This window comes from Flavobacterium sp. B330r, assembly GCF_056824325.1.
In genome coordinates this window covers 4673418-4692371 of the sequence record NZ_CP124860.1, presented here as the reverse complement: position 1 = coordinate 4692371, position 18954 = coordinate 4673418, and the positions used below count along the sequence as shown (strand labels likewise).

General features: G+C 33.6%; 15 protein-coding genes. 2 read left to right on the top strand and 13 right to left on the bottom strand.

Going from position 1 to position 18954, the window contains the following annotated elements; translation table 11 throughout:
- Positions 1 to 26: 26 nt before the first annotated feature.
- The 7 genes from acs to QLQ95_RS20800 form a co-directional block, all read right to left on the bottom strand.
- Positions 27 to 1937 (bottom strand): acetate--CoA ligase, encoded by a 1911-nt coding sequence (gene acs, locus QLQ95_RS20830; RefSeq protein ID WP_095929309.1) that lies wholly within the window; start codon positions 1935 to 1937, stop codon positions 27 to 29.
- 490 nt (positions 1938 to 2427) lie between these two features.
- A complete protein-coding gene (gene ilvC, locus QLQ95_RS20825) occupies positions 2428 to 3897 on the bottom strand; it encodes a ketol-acid reductoisomerase (protein WP_482501506.1) in 1470 nt (489 codons plus the stop codon).
- A gap of 61 nt (positions 3898 to 3958) precedes the next feature.
- Positions 3959 to 4480: an acetolactate synthase small subunit gene (gene ilvN, locus QLQ95_RS20820; protein ID WP_111291077.1), complete on the bottom strand. Its 522-nt coding sequence runs from the start codon at positions 4478 to 4480 to the stop codon at positions 3959 to 3961.
- A gap of 86 nt (positions 4481 to 4566) precedes the next feature.
- Positions 4567 to 6255 (bottom strand): biosynthetic-type acetolactate synthase large subunit, encoded by a 1689-nt coding sequence (gene ilvB / locus QLQ95_RS20815; protein WP_482501504.1) that lies wholly within the window; start codon positions 6253 to 6255, stop codon positions 4567 to 4569.
- A 152-nt stretch (positions 6256 to 6407) separates the two neighbouring features.
- Positions 6408 to 8081 carry a dihydroxy-acid dehydratase gene (gene ilvD / locus QLQ95_RS20810; protein ID WP_482501502.1) on the bottom strand — a complete coding sequence of 558 codons (1674 nt, stop codon included), beginning with the start codon at positions 8079 to 8081 and terminating at the stop codon, positions 6408 to 6410.
- Positions 8082 to 8352: 271 nt separating this feature from the next.
- Positions 8353 to 9471, bottom strand: coding sequence for a 3-isopropylmalate dehydrogenase (gene leuB, locus QLQ95_RS20805; RefSeq protein WP_482501500.1), 1119 nt, complete (start codon positions 9469 to 9471; stop codon positions 8353 to 8355).
- Positions 9472 to 9531: 60 nt separating this feature from the next.
- Positions 9532 to 10707 (bottom strand): 2-isopropylmalate synthase, encoded by a 1176-nt coding sequence (locus QLQ95_RS20800; RefSeq protein ID WP_482501498.1) that lies wholly within the window; start codon positions 10705 to 10707, stop codon positions 9532 to 9534.
- 155 nt (positions 10708 to 10862) lie between these two features.
- On the opposite strand from QLQ95_RS20800, the gene QLQ95_RS20795 reads away from it, so the two are divergent.
- Positions 10863 to 12407, top strand: coding sequence for a hypothetical protein (locus QLQ95_RS20795; RefSeq protein ID WP_320493565.1), 1545 nt, complete (start codon positions 10863 to 10865; stop codon positions 12405 to 12407).
- A 301-nt stretch (positions 12408 to 12708) separates the two neighbouring features.
- Here the strand turns inward: QLQ95_RS20795 and QLQ95_RS20790 are convergent, their stop codons facing one another.
- Positions 12709 to 14364, bottom strand: a complete 1656-nt coding sequence (locus tag QLQ95_RS20790; RefSeq protein WP_482501497.1) for a M1 family metallopeptidase — start codon at positions 14362 to 14364, stop codon at positions 12709 to 12711.
- A gap of 166 nt (positions 14365 to 14530) precedes the next feature.
- Here QLQ95_RS20790 and QLQ95_RS20785 point away from each other — a divergent pair, with 166 nt between their 5' ends.
- Positions 14531 to 15229 carry a carbohydrate-binding family 9-like protein gene (locus QLQ95_RS20785; protein WP_482501496.1) on the top strand — a complete coding sequence of 233 codons (699 nt, stop codon included), beginning with the start codon at positions 14531 to 14533 and terminating at the stop codon, positions 15227 to 15229.
- Here the strand turns inward: QLQ95_RS20785 and QLQ95_RS20780 are convergent, their stop codons facing one another.
- The 5 genes from QLQ95_RS20780 to hisH form a co-directional block, all read right to left on the bottom strand.
- The gene (locus QLQ95_RS20780) at positions 15230 to 15829 is read right to left on the bottom strand and encodes a hypothetical protein (RefSeq protein WP_320493568.1); all 600 of its coding nucleotides are present in this window, start codon (positions 15827 to 15829) and stop codon (positions 15230 to 15232) included.
- A 147-nt stretch (positions 15830 to 15976) separates the two neighbouring features.
- Positions 15977 to 16576 (bottom strand): bifunctional phosphoribosyl-AMP cyclohydrolase/phosphoribosyl-ATP diphosphatase HisIE, encoded by a 600-nt coding sequence (gene hisIE / locus QLQ95_RS20775; RefSeq protein WP_320493721.1) that lies wholly within the window; start codon positions 16574 to 16576, stop codon positions 15977 to 15979.
- Positions 16577 to 16657: 81 nt separating this feature from the next.
- Positions 16658 to 17413 (bottom strand): imidazole glycerol phosphate synthase subunit HisF, encoded by a 756-nt coding sequence (gene hisF, locus QLQ95_RS20770; protein WP_428239093.1) that lies wholly within the window; start codon positions 17411 to 17413, stop codon positions 16658 to 16660.
- A gap of 87 nt (positions 17414 to 17500) precedes the next feature.
- Positions 17501 to 18223: a 1-(5-phosphoribosyl)-5-[(5-phosphoribosylamino)methylideneamino]imidazole-4-carboxamide isomerase gene (gene hisA / locus QLQ95_RS20765; RefSeq protein WP_482501494.1), complete on the bottom strand. Its 723-nt coding sequence runs from the start codon at positions 18221 to 18223 to the stop codon at positions 17501 to 17503.
- Between the two features lie 85 nt (positions 18224 to 18308).
- Positions 18309 to 18890 (bottom strand): imidazole glycerol phosphate synthase subunit HisH, encoded by a 582-nt coding sequence (gene hisH, locus QLQ95_RS20760; RefSeq protein ID WP_482501492.1) that lies wholly within the window; start codon positions 18888 to 18890, stop codon positions 18309 to 18311.
- Positions 18891 to 18954 lie beyond the last annotated feature (64 nt).

Genomic DNA, 18954 nt, shown 5'->3' with positions numbered 1-18954 from the left:
AGGCGTTTTTAGATTTATATTCTTACTTAAGAAATTCTTTCCTTTATAATTTCTTCTACAATTTCTGGATTCAATAAAGTTGAAGTATCTCCGAAATTAGAAAAATCTCCTTCGGCAATTTTACGTAAAATTCTACGCATAATTTTTCCTGAGCGTGTTTTTGGCAAACCAGAAACGAACTGGATTTTATCTAATTTAGCGATCGGCCCAATGTGATCAGCAATATATTGGTTAATCTCTTTAGAAAGGTTTTCTTTATTTCTAACTTCTCCAGTTTCTTTCAGAATAACGTAACCATATAAAGCATTTCCTTTAATATCGTGTGGGAATCCAACAATAGCAGATTCTGCAACAGCTGGGTGCTCGTTGATCGCATCTTCAATAGGCGCAGTTCCTAAATTATGTCCAGAAACAATCACAACATCATCTACCCTACCCGTAATTCTGTAGTATCCAACTTCATCTCTTAAAGCGCCGTCTCCTGTAAAATATTTTCCAGGGAAAGCAGAGAAATAAGTGTCTTTATAACGTTGATGATCTCCCCAAATAGTTCTAGCGATTCCTGGCCATGGGAATTTAATACATAAACTTCCAACTACTTGGTTTCCTTCAATTTCATTGCGTTTTTCATCCATTAAAACAGGTTGGATTCCAGGTAATGGCAATGTTGCATAAGTTGGTTTGGTTGGTGTTACAAAAGCAATTGGCGAAATCATGATTCCTCCAGTTTCTGTCTGCCACCAAGTATCTACAACCGGACATCTCTTATCTCCAACGTGGTCATTAAACCAGTGCCATGCCTCTTCGTTAATTGGCTCTCCAACAGATCCAATAACTTTAAGAGATTTTAGAGGATATTTTTGAATATAATCTAAACTTTCTTTTGCTAACGAACGGATTGCTGTTGGCGCTGTATAGAATTGTGTAATTTTATGTTTTTCGATAATATCCCAAAAACGGCTAAAATCTGGATAAGAAGGAACTCCTTCAAAAATAACAGTTGTAGCTCCGTTTAATAATGGACCATATAATATATAAGAGTGACCTGTGATCCATCCAATATCTGCTGTACACCAGAAAATATCATTGTCTTCGTAATTGAAAACGTTTTTGAAAGTATACGCAGTGTAAACCATGTAACCAGCAGTAGTGTGAACCATACCTTTTGGTTTTCCTGTTGATCCTGAAGTATATAGAATAAATAACGGATCTTCGGCATCCATAATTTCAGCAACACTATTATCTAAAGCTGCGTCTAATAATGGCTGCAACCAAACATCACGGCCCTCTTTCATCTTAACATTAGTATTAGTTCTTTTAGCGACTAACACTTTTGTAACAGAAGGGCAAGTGTCTAGAGCTTCATCAACAATTCCTTTTAAGTCAATTGTTTTGTTTCCTCTATAACCTCCGTCTGATGTAATTACCATTTTACATTCACAATCATTTATTCTCGCAGAAACTGCAGAAGCAGAAAATCCAGCGAAAACAACAGAGTGAATAGCTCCAATTCTAGCACAAGCCAAAACAGAAACAGCCAATTCTGGAATCATTGGCAAATAAATGCAAACTCTGTCTCCTTTACGAACACCTTGCTCGCGAAGAACGTTTGCCATTTTTGAAACTCTTTCGTATAATTCATTATACGTTATATGTAAAGCTTCTTCAGAAGGGTCGTTCGGTTCAAAAATAATTGCCGTCTTCTCTCCTCTTTTGCTTAAATGTCTATCAATACAGTTTTTGGTAATGTTAACTTTAGCGTCTGTAAACCACTTTACTTCTGCTTCCGCCATATTAAAATCAACAACCTTTTCCCATTGCTGGTACCATGTGAAATTCTCCTCAGCTATTTTTCCCCAAAACTTTCTTGGCTCTCTTATTGATTTATTGTAATGTTTAAAGTATTGTTCTAAATTTTCAATTTTGTAATAGCTCATCGTTTGTTGAATTTTTTTATAAATGTATTAAATCTGAACGTATCCGTGAAATAATTTAATTCATAAATTTTATTAAAAAAAAACATTTATTTAATAAAATATGATAATTATCTGAAATTATTTTAAATCCTTTATTTTTTATTGGCACTTAAGGCAAAAAAGGCATAATAAATAGATATTATGCCTTTTTTAATTTAACAAATTTCAATAACAATTAATTTTTTGCAAACCGCACTGCGAGACTTTTCTCTATTTTGAAAATAGCAGCATCATTATTAATTAAAACAGAAATTTCAACAAGTATATTTTATAAATATACCCCATTATTAGGGATCCGCTTCACTTAACTCTCTCACAGAAGTTAAGTGAATGCAATATGCATCTATATCTTTTATCTTAATAAGTGCTTACTAATTCAAAATATTACAAATCATTGATACAGTGCAAATCCCGCAAAATCGAATTCTGCGGGAATTCCCAATTTTTTTAATTATCCAATTTTTTTCATTGCTGTCATAGACTCTCTCAACCAAGCACCTACTTCTTCGATAGGGTGTTGACGAATTTCTTTGTTTACAGCGATCAATACTGCATTATCAACTCCGTTTGATGTTGAAAATGGTTTACCAATAATATTAGTTTCTACTTTTTTCATGAATTCAGTCAATAATGGCTTACATGCATGATCAAATAAGTAACATCCGTACTCAGCAGTATCAGAAATTACACGGTTCATTTCAAACAATTTCTTTCTTGCAATTGTGTTTGCAATTAATGGCAATTCGTGTAATGACTCGTAATAAGCAGATTCTTCGATGATTCCAGCTTCTGTCATTGTTTCAAAAGCTAACTCAACACCAGCTTTTACCATTGCAATCATTAATACACCATTGTCAAAATATTCTTGCTCTGAGATTGGAGCTTCTTGTGGAGCCGTCTTTTCGAAGTTAGTTTCTCCTGTTGCAGCTCTCCATTTCAATAAGTTAACATCATCATTAGCCCAGTCAGCCATCATCATTCTAGAGAATTCTCCAGAAATAATATCGTCTTGGTGTTTTTGAAATAATGGACGCATGATATCTTTCAATTCTTCTGCTAATTCGTAAGCTTCAATTTTAGAAGGATTATTTAAACGATCCATCATATTGGTGATACCACCGTGTTTTAAAGCTTCAGTGATAGTTTCCCATCCGTATTGGATTAATTTAGAAGCATAAGCAGCATCAATTCCTTTTTCAACCATTTTGTCGAAACATAAAATAGATCCTGTTTGCAATAAACCGCAAAGAATAGTTTGCTCACCCATTAAATCTGATTTTACTTCCGCTACGAAAGATGATCTTAAAACTCCTGCTCTATGTCCTCCAGTTGCTACAGCGTAAGCTTTTGCTTGGTCTAAACCAAATCCGTTTGGATCATTTTCTGGGTGAACAGCGATAAGAGTTGGAACTCCAAATCCTCTTTTGTACTCTTCACGCACCTCAGAACCAGGACATTTAGGAGCACACATAATTACAGTGATGTCTTTACGAATCTGCATTCCTTCTTCTACAATGTTGAATCCGTGAGAGTAAGACAAAGTAGATCCCTGTTTCATTAATGGCATAATAGCAGTTACCACAGCAGTATGCTGTTTGTCTGGTGTAAGGTTACAAACTAAATCTGCAGTTGGAATCAATTCTTCATAAGTTCCTACCGTAAAACCATTTTCAGTTGCATTTTTATAAGAAGCTCTTTTTTCTGCAATTGCATCTGCACGCAATGCATAAGAAATGTCTAAACCAGAATCTCTCATGTTTAAACCTTGATTCAAACCTTGTGCTCCACAACCAACAATTACAACCTTTTTTCCAGCCAATGCTGCAATTCCGTCTGCAAATTCAGATTGCTCCATAAATTCGCAAACTCCTAATTGTTCTAATTGTAATCTAAGTGGTAATGTATTGAAATAATTTGCCATTTTTGTTTTAATATTTAATGAAATGAAATTTTAATATTGATTATATATAACTAAGATTTTATTATTTAAAGGTTTCTAATAAAGCAGAAATCTCCATTTTTTGTTTAGAAACTGATATTCTTCCCGAACGCACAAACTGCATAATTCCGTATGGTTTAAACTTTTGGTATAATTCTTCAATTTCAGAACGCCTTCCAGATTTTGAAATCACGAAGAAATCACGAGAAACCGTTACAATTGTAGACTGGCTTTCTTTGATGATATTCTGAATTTGCTTTTCGTCAAATAACAAACTTGAAGCGATTTTAAACAAAGCATTTTCTAAGAAAATAGTCTCTTCATCTGTATGATAAAATGCTTTTATAACTTCAATTTGTTTTTCAATCTGGCCTACAATATTCTGAACCCATTTTTCTGTCGTATTTACTACGATGATAAATCTTGAAACATTCTCTATTTCTGATTCTGAAACATTTAGACTTAATATATTAATGTGACGCTTTAAGAATATTCCAGATATTCTATTTAACAAACCCACATTATTTTCTGAGTATACCGATATGGTAAATGTTTTATCTTCCATTTGTTTTTTTAGTTTTATTTGTTTCAAGTTTCAGGTTTCAAGTTGTTGAACTTGGAACATGAAACTTGAAACCTGAAACCTTTTTATTAACTTAATCTAATTTCTGACACACAAGCTCCTGTTGGAATCATTGGGAAAACGTTGTTTTCTTTTTCGACTACAACTTCTAAGAAGTATGAATCTTTTGACGCTAGCATCTCAGCAACCGCTGCATCTAGATCTTCACGCTGTGTAACTTTTTTAGATTTGATATGATATCCTTCAGCAATTGCAACAAAATTTGGATTAATCATTTTTGTTGAAGCATATCTGTTATCAAAGAATAATTCTTGCCATTGGCGAACCATTCCTAAGAATTCATTATTTAAAATAACAATCTTTACCGGAACTTGAGTTTGGAAAATAGTTCCAAGTTCTTGAATTGTCATTTGGAAGCCTCCATCACCAATAACCGCCACTACTTCACGCTCTGGTTTTCCCATTTTTGCTCCAATTGCAGCAGGCAATGCGAATCCCATAGTTCCTAAACCTCCAGAAGTAATGTTACTTTTAGTTGAATTGAATTTAGCATAACGGCAAGCAAACATTTGGTGCTGACCCACATCTGAAACGATAATGGCATCTCCTTTTGAGTGTTTGTTGATCATTTCGATAGTTTCTCCCATCGAAATTCCTTTACCATTTGTTGGATTTAATTCTTCTTTTATTACTGAATCGTACTCAATTTTATTCAATTCTTTGAATTCATTATGCCATAAATCATGAGACTTTACATCAAGAAGTGGCAATAAAGCTGCTAGAGATTCTTTTACATCTCCTAAAACCGCAATTTCTGTTTTCACATTTTTATCAACCTCTGCAGGATCGATTTCGAAGTGAATTACTTTTGCCTGTTTTGCATAAGTGCTTAATTTACCTGTAACGCGATCGTCAAAACGCATTCCGAAAGCAATTAAAACATCACATTCGTTTGTTAGTAAATTTGGCGCATAATTTCCATGCATTCCAAGCATACCAACGTTTAGAGGATGATCTGTTGGCAAAGCCGAAAGCCCTAAAATTGTCCAAGCCGCTGGAATTCCAGCTTTTTCAACAACCGCTTTAAATTCTGCTTCTGCCTGACCCAAAATAACTCCTTGTCCAAAAACAATAAAAGGTTTTTTGGCGCTATTGATTAGAGCTGCAGCTTCGGCAACTTTATCTAAGTTTAATTTTGGAACCGGAACATAACTTCTAATTCCTGTACATTTTTCATAACTAAATTCGAACTCATCAAATTGAGCGTTTTTAGTAATATCTACCAATACAGGCCCTGGACGACCAGAACGAGCAATATAAAATGCTTTTGCAATAATTTCAGGAATTTGAGAAGCTTCAGTTACCTGAAAATTCCATTTTGTAACCGGAGTCGAAATTCCGATAATATCTGTTTCCTGAAATGCATCAGATCCTAATAAATGTCTTCCAACTTGACCTGTAATACATACTAACGGAGTTGAATCGATTTGAGCATCTGCAATACCAGTCACTAAATTTGTAGCACCTGGTCCAGAAGTAGCAATTGCCACCCCTACTTTTCCTGTAGCTCTTGCATAACCTTGAGCTGCATGCGTTGCACCTTGTTCGTGACGTACTAAAACGTGGTGTAACTGATCTTGAAATTTATATAATTCGTCGTAAACTGGCATTATAGCTCCACCTGGATAACCATAAATTAAATCTACTCCTTCTGCTAATAAACATCTTATAACGGCTTCTGCCCCTGATATTTTCATAGTATATTGTTTTTTCAATGTCAATTTCAATATCAAACTTCAATGGCAATAGCAAAAATCAATTTTAAATTAATCTTTTATATTTTTTTATTATAATCGCTACTGACTTTTGATATTGTAATTGTTATTGCTTTTTGAAATTGTTATTGTAATTAATTATCGGTTACACATCCTGTTGATGCACTCGAAACCGATCTAGCGTATTTAAGTAAAACCCCTTTGTCAACTTTTAATTTCGGCTGAACCCATGCCGCTTTTCTTGCTGCAAATTCTTCGTCAGATATCTTCAGGTCGATTGTATTTTTCACAACATCGATAGCGATTAAATCTCCATCTTTTACTAGTGCAATACCACCACCGTCATATGCTTCTGGTGTAACGTGACCTACCACGAAACCGTGCGAACCGCCCGAGAATCTACCGTCTGTAATTAGTGCACAACTGCTTCCTAATCCAGCTCCAATAATCGCAGATGTAGGCTTCAGCATTTCAGGCATTCCCGGACCACCTTTTGGCCCACAACCCCTGATGACGACTACATTACCTGGTTTAATCTTTCCGGCTTGAAGACCTGGAATTACTTCAAATTCACCTTCAAATACAACAGCTGGTCCTTCGAAATATTCTCCTTCTTTACCGCTGATTTTTGCCACAGCACCTTCAGAAGCAAGATTTCCGTATAATACCTGAATATTTCCTGTTGGTTTTAATGCTTTTTGAATTTCATGAATAACTTCTTGTCCGTCTTGTAAATCTGGAGTTGAAGCTAAGTTTTCTGCAACTGTTTTTCCTGTTACGGTCAAACAATCTCCGTGGATAAGTCCCACTTTCAGTAAGTATTTCATAACTGAAGGAATACCTCCAACTTCGTGGATATCTTCCATCATATACTTACCACTTGGTTTCATGTCTGCTAATACTGGTGTTCTATCGTTAATAGCTTGAAAATCATCTAAAGTGATTGTAACTCCAACAGAATGTGCCATTGCAATTAAGTGCATAACAGCGTTTGTAGAACCACCTAAAACAGCTACGATTGTAATAGCATTTTCAAAAGCCTTACGAGTCATAATGTCTCTTGGCTTGATATCTTTTTCCAATAATATTTTGATTGCTTTTCCAGCTTCCAAACATTCGTCTCTTTTCTCTTGACTCAAAGCAGGATTAGAAGAACTGTATGGTAAGCTCATTCCTAATGCTTCGATTGCAGAAGACATTGTGTTTGCAGTATACATACCGCCACAAGCACCAGCCCCTGGACAAGCATTCTGAATAACACCTTTAAAATCTTCTGGAGTGATTTCGCCTTTTACTTTTTTACCTAAAGCTTCAAAAGCAGAAACGATATTTAGAGATTCTCCTTTCCATTTTCCAGAGTGAATAGAACCACCGTAAATCATCATTGACGGGCGATTCAATCTTCCCATTGCAATTAATGCACCTGGCATATTTTTATCGCAACCAGGAATTGCAATAATACTATCATACCATTGCGCTCCAGCAACAGTTTCGATAGAATCTGCAATTACATCTCTAGAAACCAGCGAGTAACGCATACCTTCAGTTCCGTTAGAAATACCGTCACTGACACCAATGGTATTAAAAATAAGTCCGACAAGATCCGCATCCCAAACACCTTTCTTAACATCTTTTGCTAAATCATTAAGGTGCATGTTGCAAGTGTTACCATCGTAACCCATGCTCACAATACCAACTTGTGCTTTCTTTAAATCTTCTTCAGTTAAACCAATTCCGTACAACATCGCTTGTGCCGCTGGCTGTGTTTGATCTTGTGTGATGGTCTTGCTGTACTTATTTAATTCCATTATTGCTTTTATTAATTTTTAATTTTTTATTCAAAAAAAAACCTTCCAGTATTTGGAAGGTTTGTAATATAGTCTTTCAATTATATTTATAACATTCCCGATGCAGATGTGTGAATCACATTGACAACAACGACAGAAGTAATAATAATTGAGATTTGCATCATTTATTTTTTTAGTGTCACAAAAGTAAGTAAACTTCTGGAAGTAAAAAAATAAAATCTCAACATTTCAAAGACTTCTTGTTATTATCTTCACGTTTTAACAAAAAATATTAAACAATTGTAGATTGTCCAATACTTACATTATCATTATTAAAATACAGCAAATCGTCTTTGCTGAAAATAAAATTAGAAACGAACTCTCCTACTTCGTTTGTTCCAAATTTTGAATCTGGTTTCAAATCAACTGTAACTACTTTGTATTCAATTGCTTTCTCTACGGCTTTATAGATTACATGAGCTTCTTTAGTTAATCCAAAATGTTCTAACAAAAGCGCTGCCGCTAAAATCGAAGCAATCGGATTAGCTATGTTTTTTCCTTTTGCCTGCGGATATGATCCGTGAATTGGCTCAAACAAAGCATTTTTTTCTCCTAAAGACACTGATGGCAATAAACCAATAGATCCTGTAATTACACTTGCTTCGTCTGATAAAATATCTCCAAACAAATTCTCAGTCAAAATCACATCAAACTGTTTCGGATTTAAAATCAGCTGCATTGCTGCGTTATCTACAAATAAGAAATCAAGCTTAACATCCGAGTACTCTTCGCTCACTTTCTGAACTACTTTTCTCCACAATCTTGAAGTCTCCAAAACATTTGCCTTATCTACCATGGTTAGCTTTTTGCGTCGTTTTTGTGCCGACTTAAAAGCTAAATGTGCAATTCTAGTAATTTCTTCTTCTGAATATTCACATAAATCAGAAGCGTGTGTTCCTTCTTCATTAAGTGTTTTTTCTCCAAAATAAGCTCCACCAGTTAATTCTCTAAAAATGGTAAAATCAGCTCCTTCAATAATTTCTCTCTTTAAAGGAGAAGCTTCAATTAAGGCTTTATAAGGTTTTATAGGACGAATATTAGCAAACAATCCTAATTCTTTTCGCAGTTTTAATAATCCTTGCTCTGGACGAACCTTTGCATTTGGGTTGTTATCGTATTTTGGATCTCCAATTGCACCAAGCAAAACTGCATCTGTATTTAAACAGAGATTCAGTGTTTGTTCCGGTAAAGGATTTCCCGTTTTATCGATCGCAACCGCTCCCATCAGCGCTTCCTCAAAAACAAATTCATGATTATACACTTCGCCAATGGCGTACAAAGCTTTCTTAGCTTGTAAAATTACTTCAGGTCCAATTCCATCTCCTGGTAAAACTGCTATTTTTAAATTCATAATCTCTCGCTCTTTATGTCTTTAAATCCTTATTGTTCCTTAAATTCTTATTTTGAAATATTAACTTCTGATTAATTCTCCTTCTATTTTAGAAGCTTCGATAATCTGATGAATATCTGCGTCTACAACTTCTTTTTTAATATCAGCGAATTTCAAGAATTCGATGTAAACGATATCCAACTGTACTTTTGTTAATTCGTAACCTACTTTTTTAGCACGGTAAGCCAAAGCAGCTCTTCCGCTTCTTGCTGTCAAAATGATTGAAGATTCATTAACACCCACGTCTAGCGGATCCATAATCTCGTAAGTTGCTCTGTTTTTGATTACACCGTCTTGGTGAATTCCAGAACTGTGTGCAAAGGCATTTGCTCCAACAATTGCTTTATTTGGCTGTACAATCATTCCCATACTTTCAGAAACCAAACGGCTCATTTCGTTCAATTCTCTTGTATTGATGTTTGTGTCTAAATTTAAGTAAGGGTGCTGTTTGAAAATCATAACCACTTCTTCAAGTGCCGTATTTCCGGCTCTTTCACCAATACCATTAATAGTACATTCAATTTGTCTTGCACCATTTACAGCTCCCGCGATTGAGTTTGCAGTTGCCATTCCTAAATCATTATGACAGTGACATGAAAGGATTACATTTTCGATTCCTTTTACGTTTTCTTTTAGGTATTTAATTTTTGCTCCATATTCTTCAGGAAGACAATATCCTGTTGTATCAGGAATATTTAATACAGTTGCTCCAGATTTAATCACTTCCTCACAAACTTTTGCAAGGAAAGCATTATCTGTTCTACCAGCATCTTCAGCGTAGAATTCAACATCTTCTACATACGATTTTGCGTGTGCTACAGCATATTTTGCTCTTGCAATAATATCTTCAGGCGTAGTTTGTAATTTGTGGAGGATATGAGATTGTGAAGTTCCGATTCCAGTATGGATTCTAGGTTTCTTAGCATGCTTTAAAGCAGCTGCAGCAACATCAATGTCATTTTTAACGGCTCTTGTTAGTCCGCAGACGGTTGCATTTTCTACAATTTTACAAATCTCAGAGACCGATAAAAAATCGCCTGGACTTGACACAGGAAAGCCTGCTTCGATAATGTCAACTCCCATTTTGTCTAGTCGTTCTGCGATAACTAATTTTTGCTTAGTATCTAACTTACATCCTGGAACTTGTTCACCATCTCGCAATGTGGTGTCAAAAATTTGAACTTTCTCTCTATTCATATTCATTTATTTAATGTAATTTCACATCTTGATAACAAATATATATTGTACTATTACAGTATGAAATTCATTTTAATGAAATTATACTGTTCATAAAACGTTTTATCTTACATCAACTAACTTATAATCAGTAAGTTATATTATTATTTTTTACAATGGCTAACCATCAAAAAGATTTCTTATTTGTTCTAATCAAATCACTTTCGAAATCAGAAAAAAGGCAGTTTAAAATTTTTGCAAGCCGATTAGAAACGAGTTCAAACACAAAATTTATCGAATTATTCAATATTTTAGATAAATCTGAAGTTTATGATGAAAAACTCATTCTTAAAAGTGGTATTATCCAAAAAGTACAGTTATCTAATTTAAAATCATACTTATACAAACAGATTCTAGTCAGTATAAGATTAAATATCCCTAGCCAAAACATTCGTTATCAGCTTCGAGAACAAATGGATTTTGCCGTTATTTTATATAATAAAGGATTATACAAGCAGAGTTTAAAAATTCTAGATAAGACCAAACAGCAAGCTTTAGAAAATGACGAAAAATATATGGCGTATGAAATTGTTGAATTCGAAAAACTAATCGAATCGCAATATATTACCCGAAGTATTCAAGGACGTGCTGACGAATTGGTTGTTCAGGCCAAAGAGTTAAACTACCGAAATACGATTTCAAGTAAATTATCTAACTTATCGCTTCAGCTATACGGCATCATGCTAAAAACGGGTTACGTAAAAAGTGATGAGGAATATAAATATATAGACGACTATTTTAACAGACATATTGCAAAACTAGACGAAAGCAAGTTTGGTTTCCGCGAAAAATACTGGTTTTATAATGCTAATCTTTGGCGAAGCTTTCTGGTACAAGATTTCTTGGCAAGTTATAAATTTGCTTATAAATGGGTTCAGCTTTTTTATGATAATCCAAATATGATTTATCTGAATCCTGTGTTTTTCCTAAAAGGAAACCACTATTTTCTCGAATCGCTTTATATGCTGAAATATACCTCGAATTTCAAGAGATATTTGAATCTTTTAGAAGAAACCATTGCAGACCCTAAGTTTCCTTCAAATGATAATCTTGCATCATTGTCTTTCTTATATGTATACAACAATAAATTAAATCTACATATTTTAGAAGGTACTTTCGCGGAAAGCGAATATTTAATTCCTGAGATTTTAAATAAACTGAAATTACACAGTGAACATCTTGATGAGCATCACGAAATGTTGTTTTTCTATAAAATTGCTTCTATTTATTTTGGTAACGAAAAATACAATGAATGCATTAATTACTTAGATAAAATCATCAACAACAAAAACTTGACCATGCGCGAAGATTTAATGTGCTTTGCAAGATTATTGTCTCTGATTGCACATTATGAGCTTGGAAAAGATTATTATTTAGAAAATCATTTGAAAAGCACGTATAAGTTCTTATTGAAAATGAACGATTTGCACGAAGTTCAAAAAGAGATTATCAAGTTTTTAAGAAACCTAAACAACTTCTACCCTGCTGATATTAAAAAGGAATTCAAAAAAATGCATACTCGTTTCGTAGAACTTGAAAAGAACACCTACGAAAAAAGAGCTTTTTTATATCTTGATATTATTTCGTGGCTGGAAAGCAAAATCGAAAACAGAAAAATTGCTGATATTATAAAGGAGAAAGCGAAATTGAACAACAGATAAATGTTTTAAATTACAATAAAGAAATTCCAAATTCCAATCAAAAGGGTTGAAAAACAAAGTTTTTTAACCCTTTTTGTCATCCTGAGGAACGAAGGATCACACTCGTAAATCAACAAAGATTGGCTATTACCTTTGCTGAAATTACTAGTGTGATTTCTCTCTTCGGTCGAAATGACAAACTAAACGCTAAAAACAACAAACCCTACAGGTTTTAAAACCTGTAGGGTTAATAACAATAAAAAAAAATCCCAAACTCCGATAATTGGAATTTGGGATTTTCTATATTGAAAATTAAAAGATTTTATTCAACTATATTAGAAGTCGTTACATAGAAATCTTTATCTACTTCTACTTTTCTGTCTTCACTTGTTGTTTTTACTGATTGCCATTCTGTAGTTGGTTTCAGCCAAGTTTCAACACCGTTTAATTTTACTCTTACCGGCATATCAAATTTAGAAACACAGTTTGTCCAGTGGTAACCGAAAGTTCCGTTTTTAAACATATATTCAAAAACCGGAATTTGAGTTGTCGTTAAATATTGTGCAAAAACTCTGTTGAAGTTAATTCCTGACTGATCGTTAATATAATCTTGAATCTGTTTTCCTGTAACTGTTTGGTGATAGAAAGTCTTATTCATACCTCTTAAAATCGATTTCCATTTTGCATCATCATTGATTACCTGACGAATCATATGTAGCATTGAAGCTCCTTTTGGATACATATCGCCAGAACCTTCATTATTCACATCATAATGTCCGATAATTGGAATATCATTTTGAATATTTTTTCTACAGCCAATTACATACTCTGCACCAGCTTCTTTTCCGTAGTAATACTCCACAAAAAGGCTTTCCGAATAGTTTGTAAAACTTTCATGAACCCACATATCAGCGATATCTTTATAGGTAATATTGTTGGCATACCATTCGTGGCCCGATTCGTGAATAATGATAAAATCAAACTTTAATCCCCATCCTGTTCCGCTCAAATCACGTCCTAAATATCCATTTTTATATTGATTGCCATAAGTTACAGAACTTTGGTGCTCCATTCCTAAATACGGAACTTCAACCAATTTATAGCTGTCTTCGTAGAACGGATAAGGTCCGAACCAGCTTTCAAAAGCTTTTAGCATTTTTGGAGCATCTTTAAACTGCTCTTTTGCTAAAGCTAGATTGTCTTTTAAAACATAATAATTACAGTCTAAATTTCCTTTTTCGCCTTTAAAAACCTCAGAAAAATTCACATAATCACCAATATTGATGTTTACACCATAATTATTGATTGGGTTTGAAACATACCAATTGAAAGTTTTAGTTCCGTCTTTTTCTTTTTTAACACTCTGTAATCTTCCGTTTGAAACCTCTGTTAAGTCTCCTGGCACATTTACGCTAATCAACATATTCTCCACTTCATCGTACATATGATCTTTACAAGGCCACCAAACGCTCGCGCCTAAACCTTGACAAGATGTCGCAATAAAATCTTTTCCGTTTTTATCTTTTTTCCAAGAGAAACCACCATCCCAAGGAGCTCTAACAGCTTCTTTAGGTTTTCCTTCAAAGAAAACTACGATTTCTTTTACTGCACCAACTTTTTGCTTTTCTATTAAAATAATAAAGAAAGCATTTCCATTTCTTTCAAATTTTAAATCTTTACCATTCTGAGTCACTTTAGTAATATTCATTGGCTCCTGTAAATCGATCTGCATACGATTGTTCTCTGTTAAAACAGTATAACGAACAGTATTTGAACCTGAAATAAATTTCTCTGAAGGCTTAACCTTTACATCAAGGTGATAATATTTTAAATCCCACCAGGCTCTTTCTTTTGCGATGCTTCCGCGTAAAGTATCCTGATGTGTAAAAACGGTTTCTGACTTATTTAAAAGTCCCTGAGCATTGGCAGAGAAACCAACCAAAAAGGCGATAAAAATGCCACTAAAGTATTTTTTCATTATTTATAAATTTGTACGAAATAAAGGAATTAAATCAGTTTATTTTCAACAAATGTAAACATTCATATCTAGTATTTTAAAATTTTATGATTTTAAGCAGAAAAAAAAATCACTTATTTCAATTAATCTTCTCTATTTTAGTGGTTTTAAAATACTAGAATCATATATGAGATTTGGCACAATACTTTCGTCTTTACTGGTAATAATTGCAACTACTGTTAATTCACAAAATATCCTCATTCATAAAACAAATAAAAGAATAAAGATGGATGGTGATTTAACCGACTGGAAAACACCTTTTCTTGGCCCTTTTGTGATTCATAATACTAGAGAAAACGCCACTCAAAACACTTTCGTTTCACTTTCGTGGAATAATAAAAACTTGTACTTAGCCTATAAATGCACGGATTCTCAAATAATCGGAACATTACAAAAGAAAGATTCTCAGGTATTTAATACTGATGATTTGGTTGAAATTTTTCTTGACCCAGACGGAGACAGCCAAAACTATATTGAAATTGGTGTAAACGCATTTTCTACCAATTATGATTTACTTTTAAAATGCATTTCGGAAGAATGCGGAGGATGGAATACCTCAATGGATTTTGACATTAAAGGCTTAGAAACTGTCAGTAAAATCAATAAAGACGGATACACTGTAGAAATAAAAATTCCTTTTTCTAGTCTTAGAAAAATTAAAAATGGCGGTTTTTCGAAACCTAAAGTCGGAACTAAATGGAAAGGAAATGCTTTTAGGATTGATTACGGTAACACAACCGAATATATTGCTTTACAGCCTTATAATAGTTTAAAGTTTGGTTTTCATCAGCCGCAAGAATTTGCAGTTTTTGAATTTGTGAAGTAATTATAAAACGGGAAAAAATTGTACTTCTGTTGGCTTAAAATATTCTGCATTCTCAACTAAAAACTTAAAAGCCGTATTAGTTTTTGTCATTTTATAAACTTCAAAAATAGACTTGCTGCGCACAAAATGAGCATTTTGATAAAATCGATCATTAAAATTTCCATAAAATGTATACGTATCCAAAAACATAGAAATCCCTTTCTTTAGAATTGTAGGATTTACAAAAGCTTTGGGCAAGAATATATCGAGAAAAGTATTATTATCTACATACAACTCTCCAGTACTTTCATTAATTGGATAAAAATTTCCATACGGAGATCTTTCCAGAAACAAAATCATTCTCTGTCCTTTTTTTAATTCTTTATTTCTGGGATCACATAGCCACTCTTTCCAGATTGCTACATTAATTTTTGAGCTAGATTTTCCTTTTATGAACTCACTTATCGTGAACTCATATTCATTTTCAGAAACTTTAGAAATAGTTCCGTCAACAATCAAAACAGCTTTAGAAATAACCATCGAATATGGCATTACATTTTTTTTAAAGCCATAATTTAAACTCGGAACCAAAAGCAAAAACAAGTATAGAACTAATCGCATAAATATATTATTTAATACTAAAATACTATATTTTTTGTTATTTCGAGTGAAGGGAGAAATTCCCTCTATAGATCGACAAAGATTGAATACATTCTTTGCGGAATTTCTAGTGTGATTTCTCCCTTCGGTCGAAATGACAAGCTTGTGTTACTTTTGGCGTCCCTTCAAAACCTCCACAACATCATTCAATTGATATCCTTTTGCTTGAAGCAGAATCAAATAATGAAACAATAAATCAGCGCTTTCGCTAAGGAACAAATCATCATTATCATCTTTAGCTTCAATAACAACTTCTACAGCTTCTTCCCCAACTTTTTGAGCAATTTTATTAATTCCTTTTTCAAATAAAGAAGCTACATAACTTTTCTCTGAATCAGCATTTTCTCTGCGAGTTTTGATTGTGTTTTCTAATTGAGAAATAAAACCATAATTCGCATCATTTGGCTCTTGCCAACACGTATCAGCTCCTGTGTGACAAGTTGGTCCAACAGGTTTTGCCTGAATTAAAAGCGTATCTCCGTCGCAATCATTTTTAATGCTTACTAAGTTTAAAAAGTTACCACTCTCCTCACCTTTTGTCCAAAGTCTTTGTTTAGAACGGCTAAAGAAAGTTACTTTTTGTGTTTCTATTGTTTTTTGAAGCGATTCTTCGTTCATATATCCCAGCATCAGAACATTTTTTGTTTCTGCATCCTGAATGATCGCCGGAATTAATCCGTGTGCGCTTTTGATATCGATGTCCATAATTATTTTAGATTTTTGATTTCAGATTTTAGATTCTTAAAGCTGAAATTGATTTTTTTATTTATTGATTGAAATTTGGATTTTTTACAACCTTACTTCAATACCATTATTCTTAAGTTCTTGTTTCAAAGCTTTGATTTCGATTTCCTTAAAGTGAAAAACGCTTGCTGCCAAAGCTGCGTCCGCTTTTCCTTCTTTAAAAGAATCTACAAAATGCTGAATATTTCCAGCGCCTCCCGAAGCAATTATCGGAATATTTACTAGTTCTGAAAGTTTAGCCAAAGCCTCGTTTGCAAAACCATTTTTAGTTCCGTCATTATCCATCGATGTAAACAAAATTTCTCCAGCACCACGTTCTGCAACTTCAACAGCCCAATCGAATAAATTCAATTCTGTCGGTACTTTTCCACCAACTAAATGTACAATCCATTGTCCGTCAATCTGTTTGGCGTCGATTGCAACAACAACACATTGACTTCCAAATTTCTGAGCCAAATCATTAATCAATTGCGGATTTTTTACTGCCGATGAATTAATTGAAACTTTATCTGCTCCATTGTTCAGCAGAATATCTACATCTTCAACAGATGAAATTCCACCTCCAACCGTAAACGGAATATTGATTTTCTCTGCGACGCTTCGCACCATGTTTACCAGTGTTTTGCGCCTTTCTTCTGTTGCAGAAATATCTAAGAAAACCAATTCATCCGCACCTTCAGCCGAATAAATTTCAGCTAATTCAACAGGATCTCCAGCATCGCGCAAATCCACGAAATTAACGCCTTTTACGGTTCTTCCGTTTTTTATATCTAAGCAAGGTATTATTCTTTTTGCTAACATGTTTTTTAATTTGTCAATTTGATAATTAGTCAATTAGATAATTCTATACGTTTGCTAGATTAATTATCTAATTTTCTAATTAACTCATTATCTAATTATGTAATTCTCTAGTTGTTTCAAGCTAATTCTCCCTTCGTAAATCGCTTTTCCAATTATGGTTCCTTCACAACCTAATTCTGCCAATTTTGGCAATTCGTCAAAAGTTGAAATTCCACCAGAAGCGATTAACTTTATTCCTTCAGCTTCTGCTAAAATTTTGCTGTATAAATCGAAACTTGGACCTTGTAGCATTCCATCTTTAGCAATATCGGTACAAATAACATACTGAATTCCTTTTGATTGATAATCTTGAATAAATGGCACTAAATCTTCATTAGATTCTTCTAACCATCCAGAAACGGCAATTTTTTCATCTTTAGCATCAGCGCCTAAAATGATTTTTTCTGAACCGTATTCTGAAATCCATTTTTCAAAAATAGCTCTATTTTTTACAGCGATGCTTCCCCCTGTTATTTGGTTTGCACCGCTTTCAAAAGCAATTCTTAAATCGTCATCCGATTTTAATCCGCCTCCAAAATCAATTTTTAAGCTCGTTTGATTGGCAATTTGTTCCAATATCTTATAATTGACAATTTTGCTTGATTTTGCACCGTCTAAATCTACTAAATGCAGATATTCGATTCCGTGTGCTTCAAATGATTTCGCTACTTCAAGCGGATTTTCATTGTAAATTATTTTAGTATCATAATCACCTTTGGACAAACGAACACATTTTCCTTCAATGATATCTATGGCTGGTATTATTCTCATGCTTTTAATTTTAGATTTCTGATTTTAGATTTTAGATTCTAAAAATTGAAATTGATTTTTTGAAATTTTGATTGATATTGAAATTTTACATTTTTAAAAAATTTCCTAGAATCTTTTCGCCAACATCACCACTTTTTTCTGGGTGAAATTGAGTTCCGTAAAAATTATCTTTTTGTAAAGCCGATGCATATTCAACGTCGTAATTTGTTGTAGCAATAGATTCATCACAATTTGGCGCATAAAAACTATGAACCAAATACATGAATTCATTTTCACAAATACCTTTAAACAAATCGGTTTTTAAATCATAAATCTGATTCCATCCCATTTGTGGTACTTTTACGTTGTTTGAAAATTTCAAAACATCAACATCAAAAATTCCTAAACCTTCTGTATTTCCTTCTTCTGTTTTGTTGCACATCAATTGCATTCCAAGACAAATTCCTAAAACAGGCTGTTTCAATTCTGGAATCAAACTTTCCAAACCGCTTTCACGAAGTTTTGCCATCGCTGAACTCGCTTCGCCCACGCCAGGAAAAATCACTTTATCAGCCGATTTAATTTCGTCTGGATCATTACTCAAAACTGCCTTAAAACCTAGTCTTTCAATAGCAAACATAATGCTCTGAATATTTCCTGCTCCGTAATTTATAATTACTATTTTCATTATTTTTTTGTTTGTTTTGTTTCAAGTTTAAAGTTTCAGGTTTCACGTTCTGTTGAGCAACTTG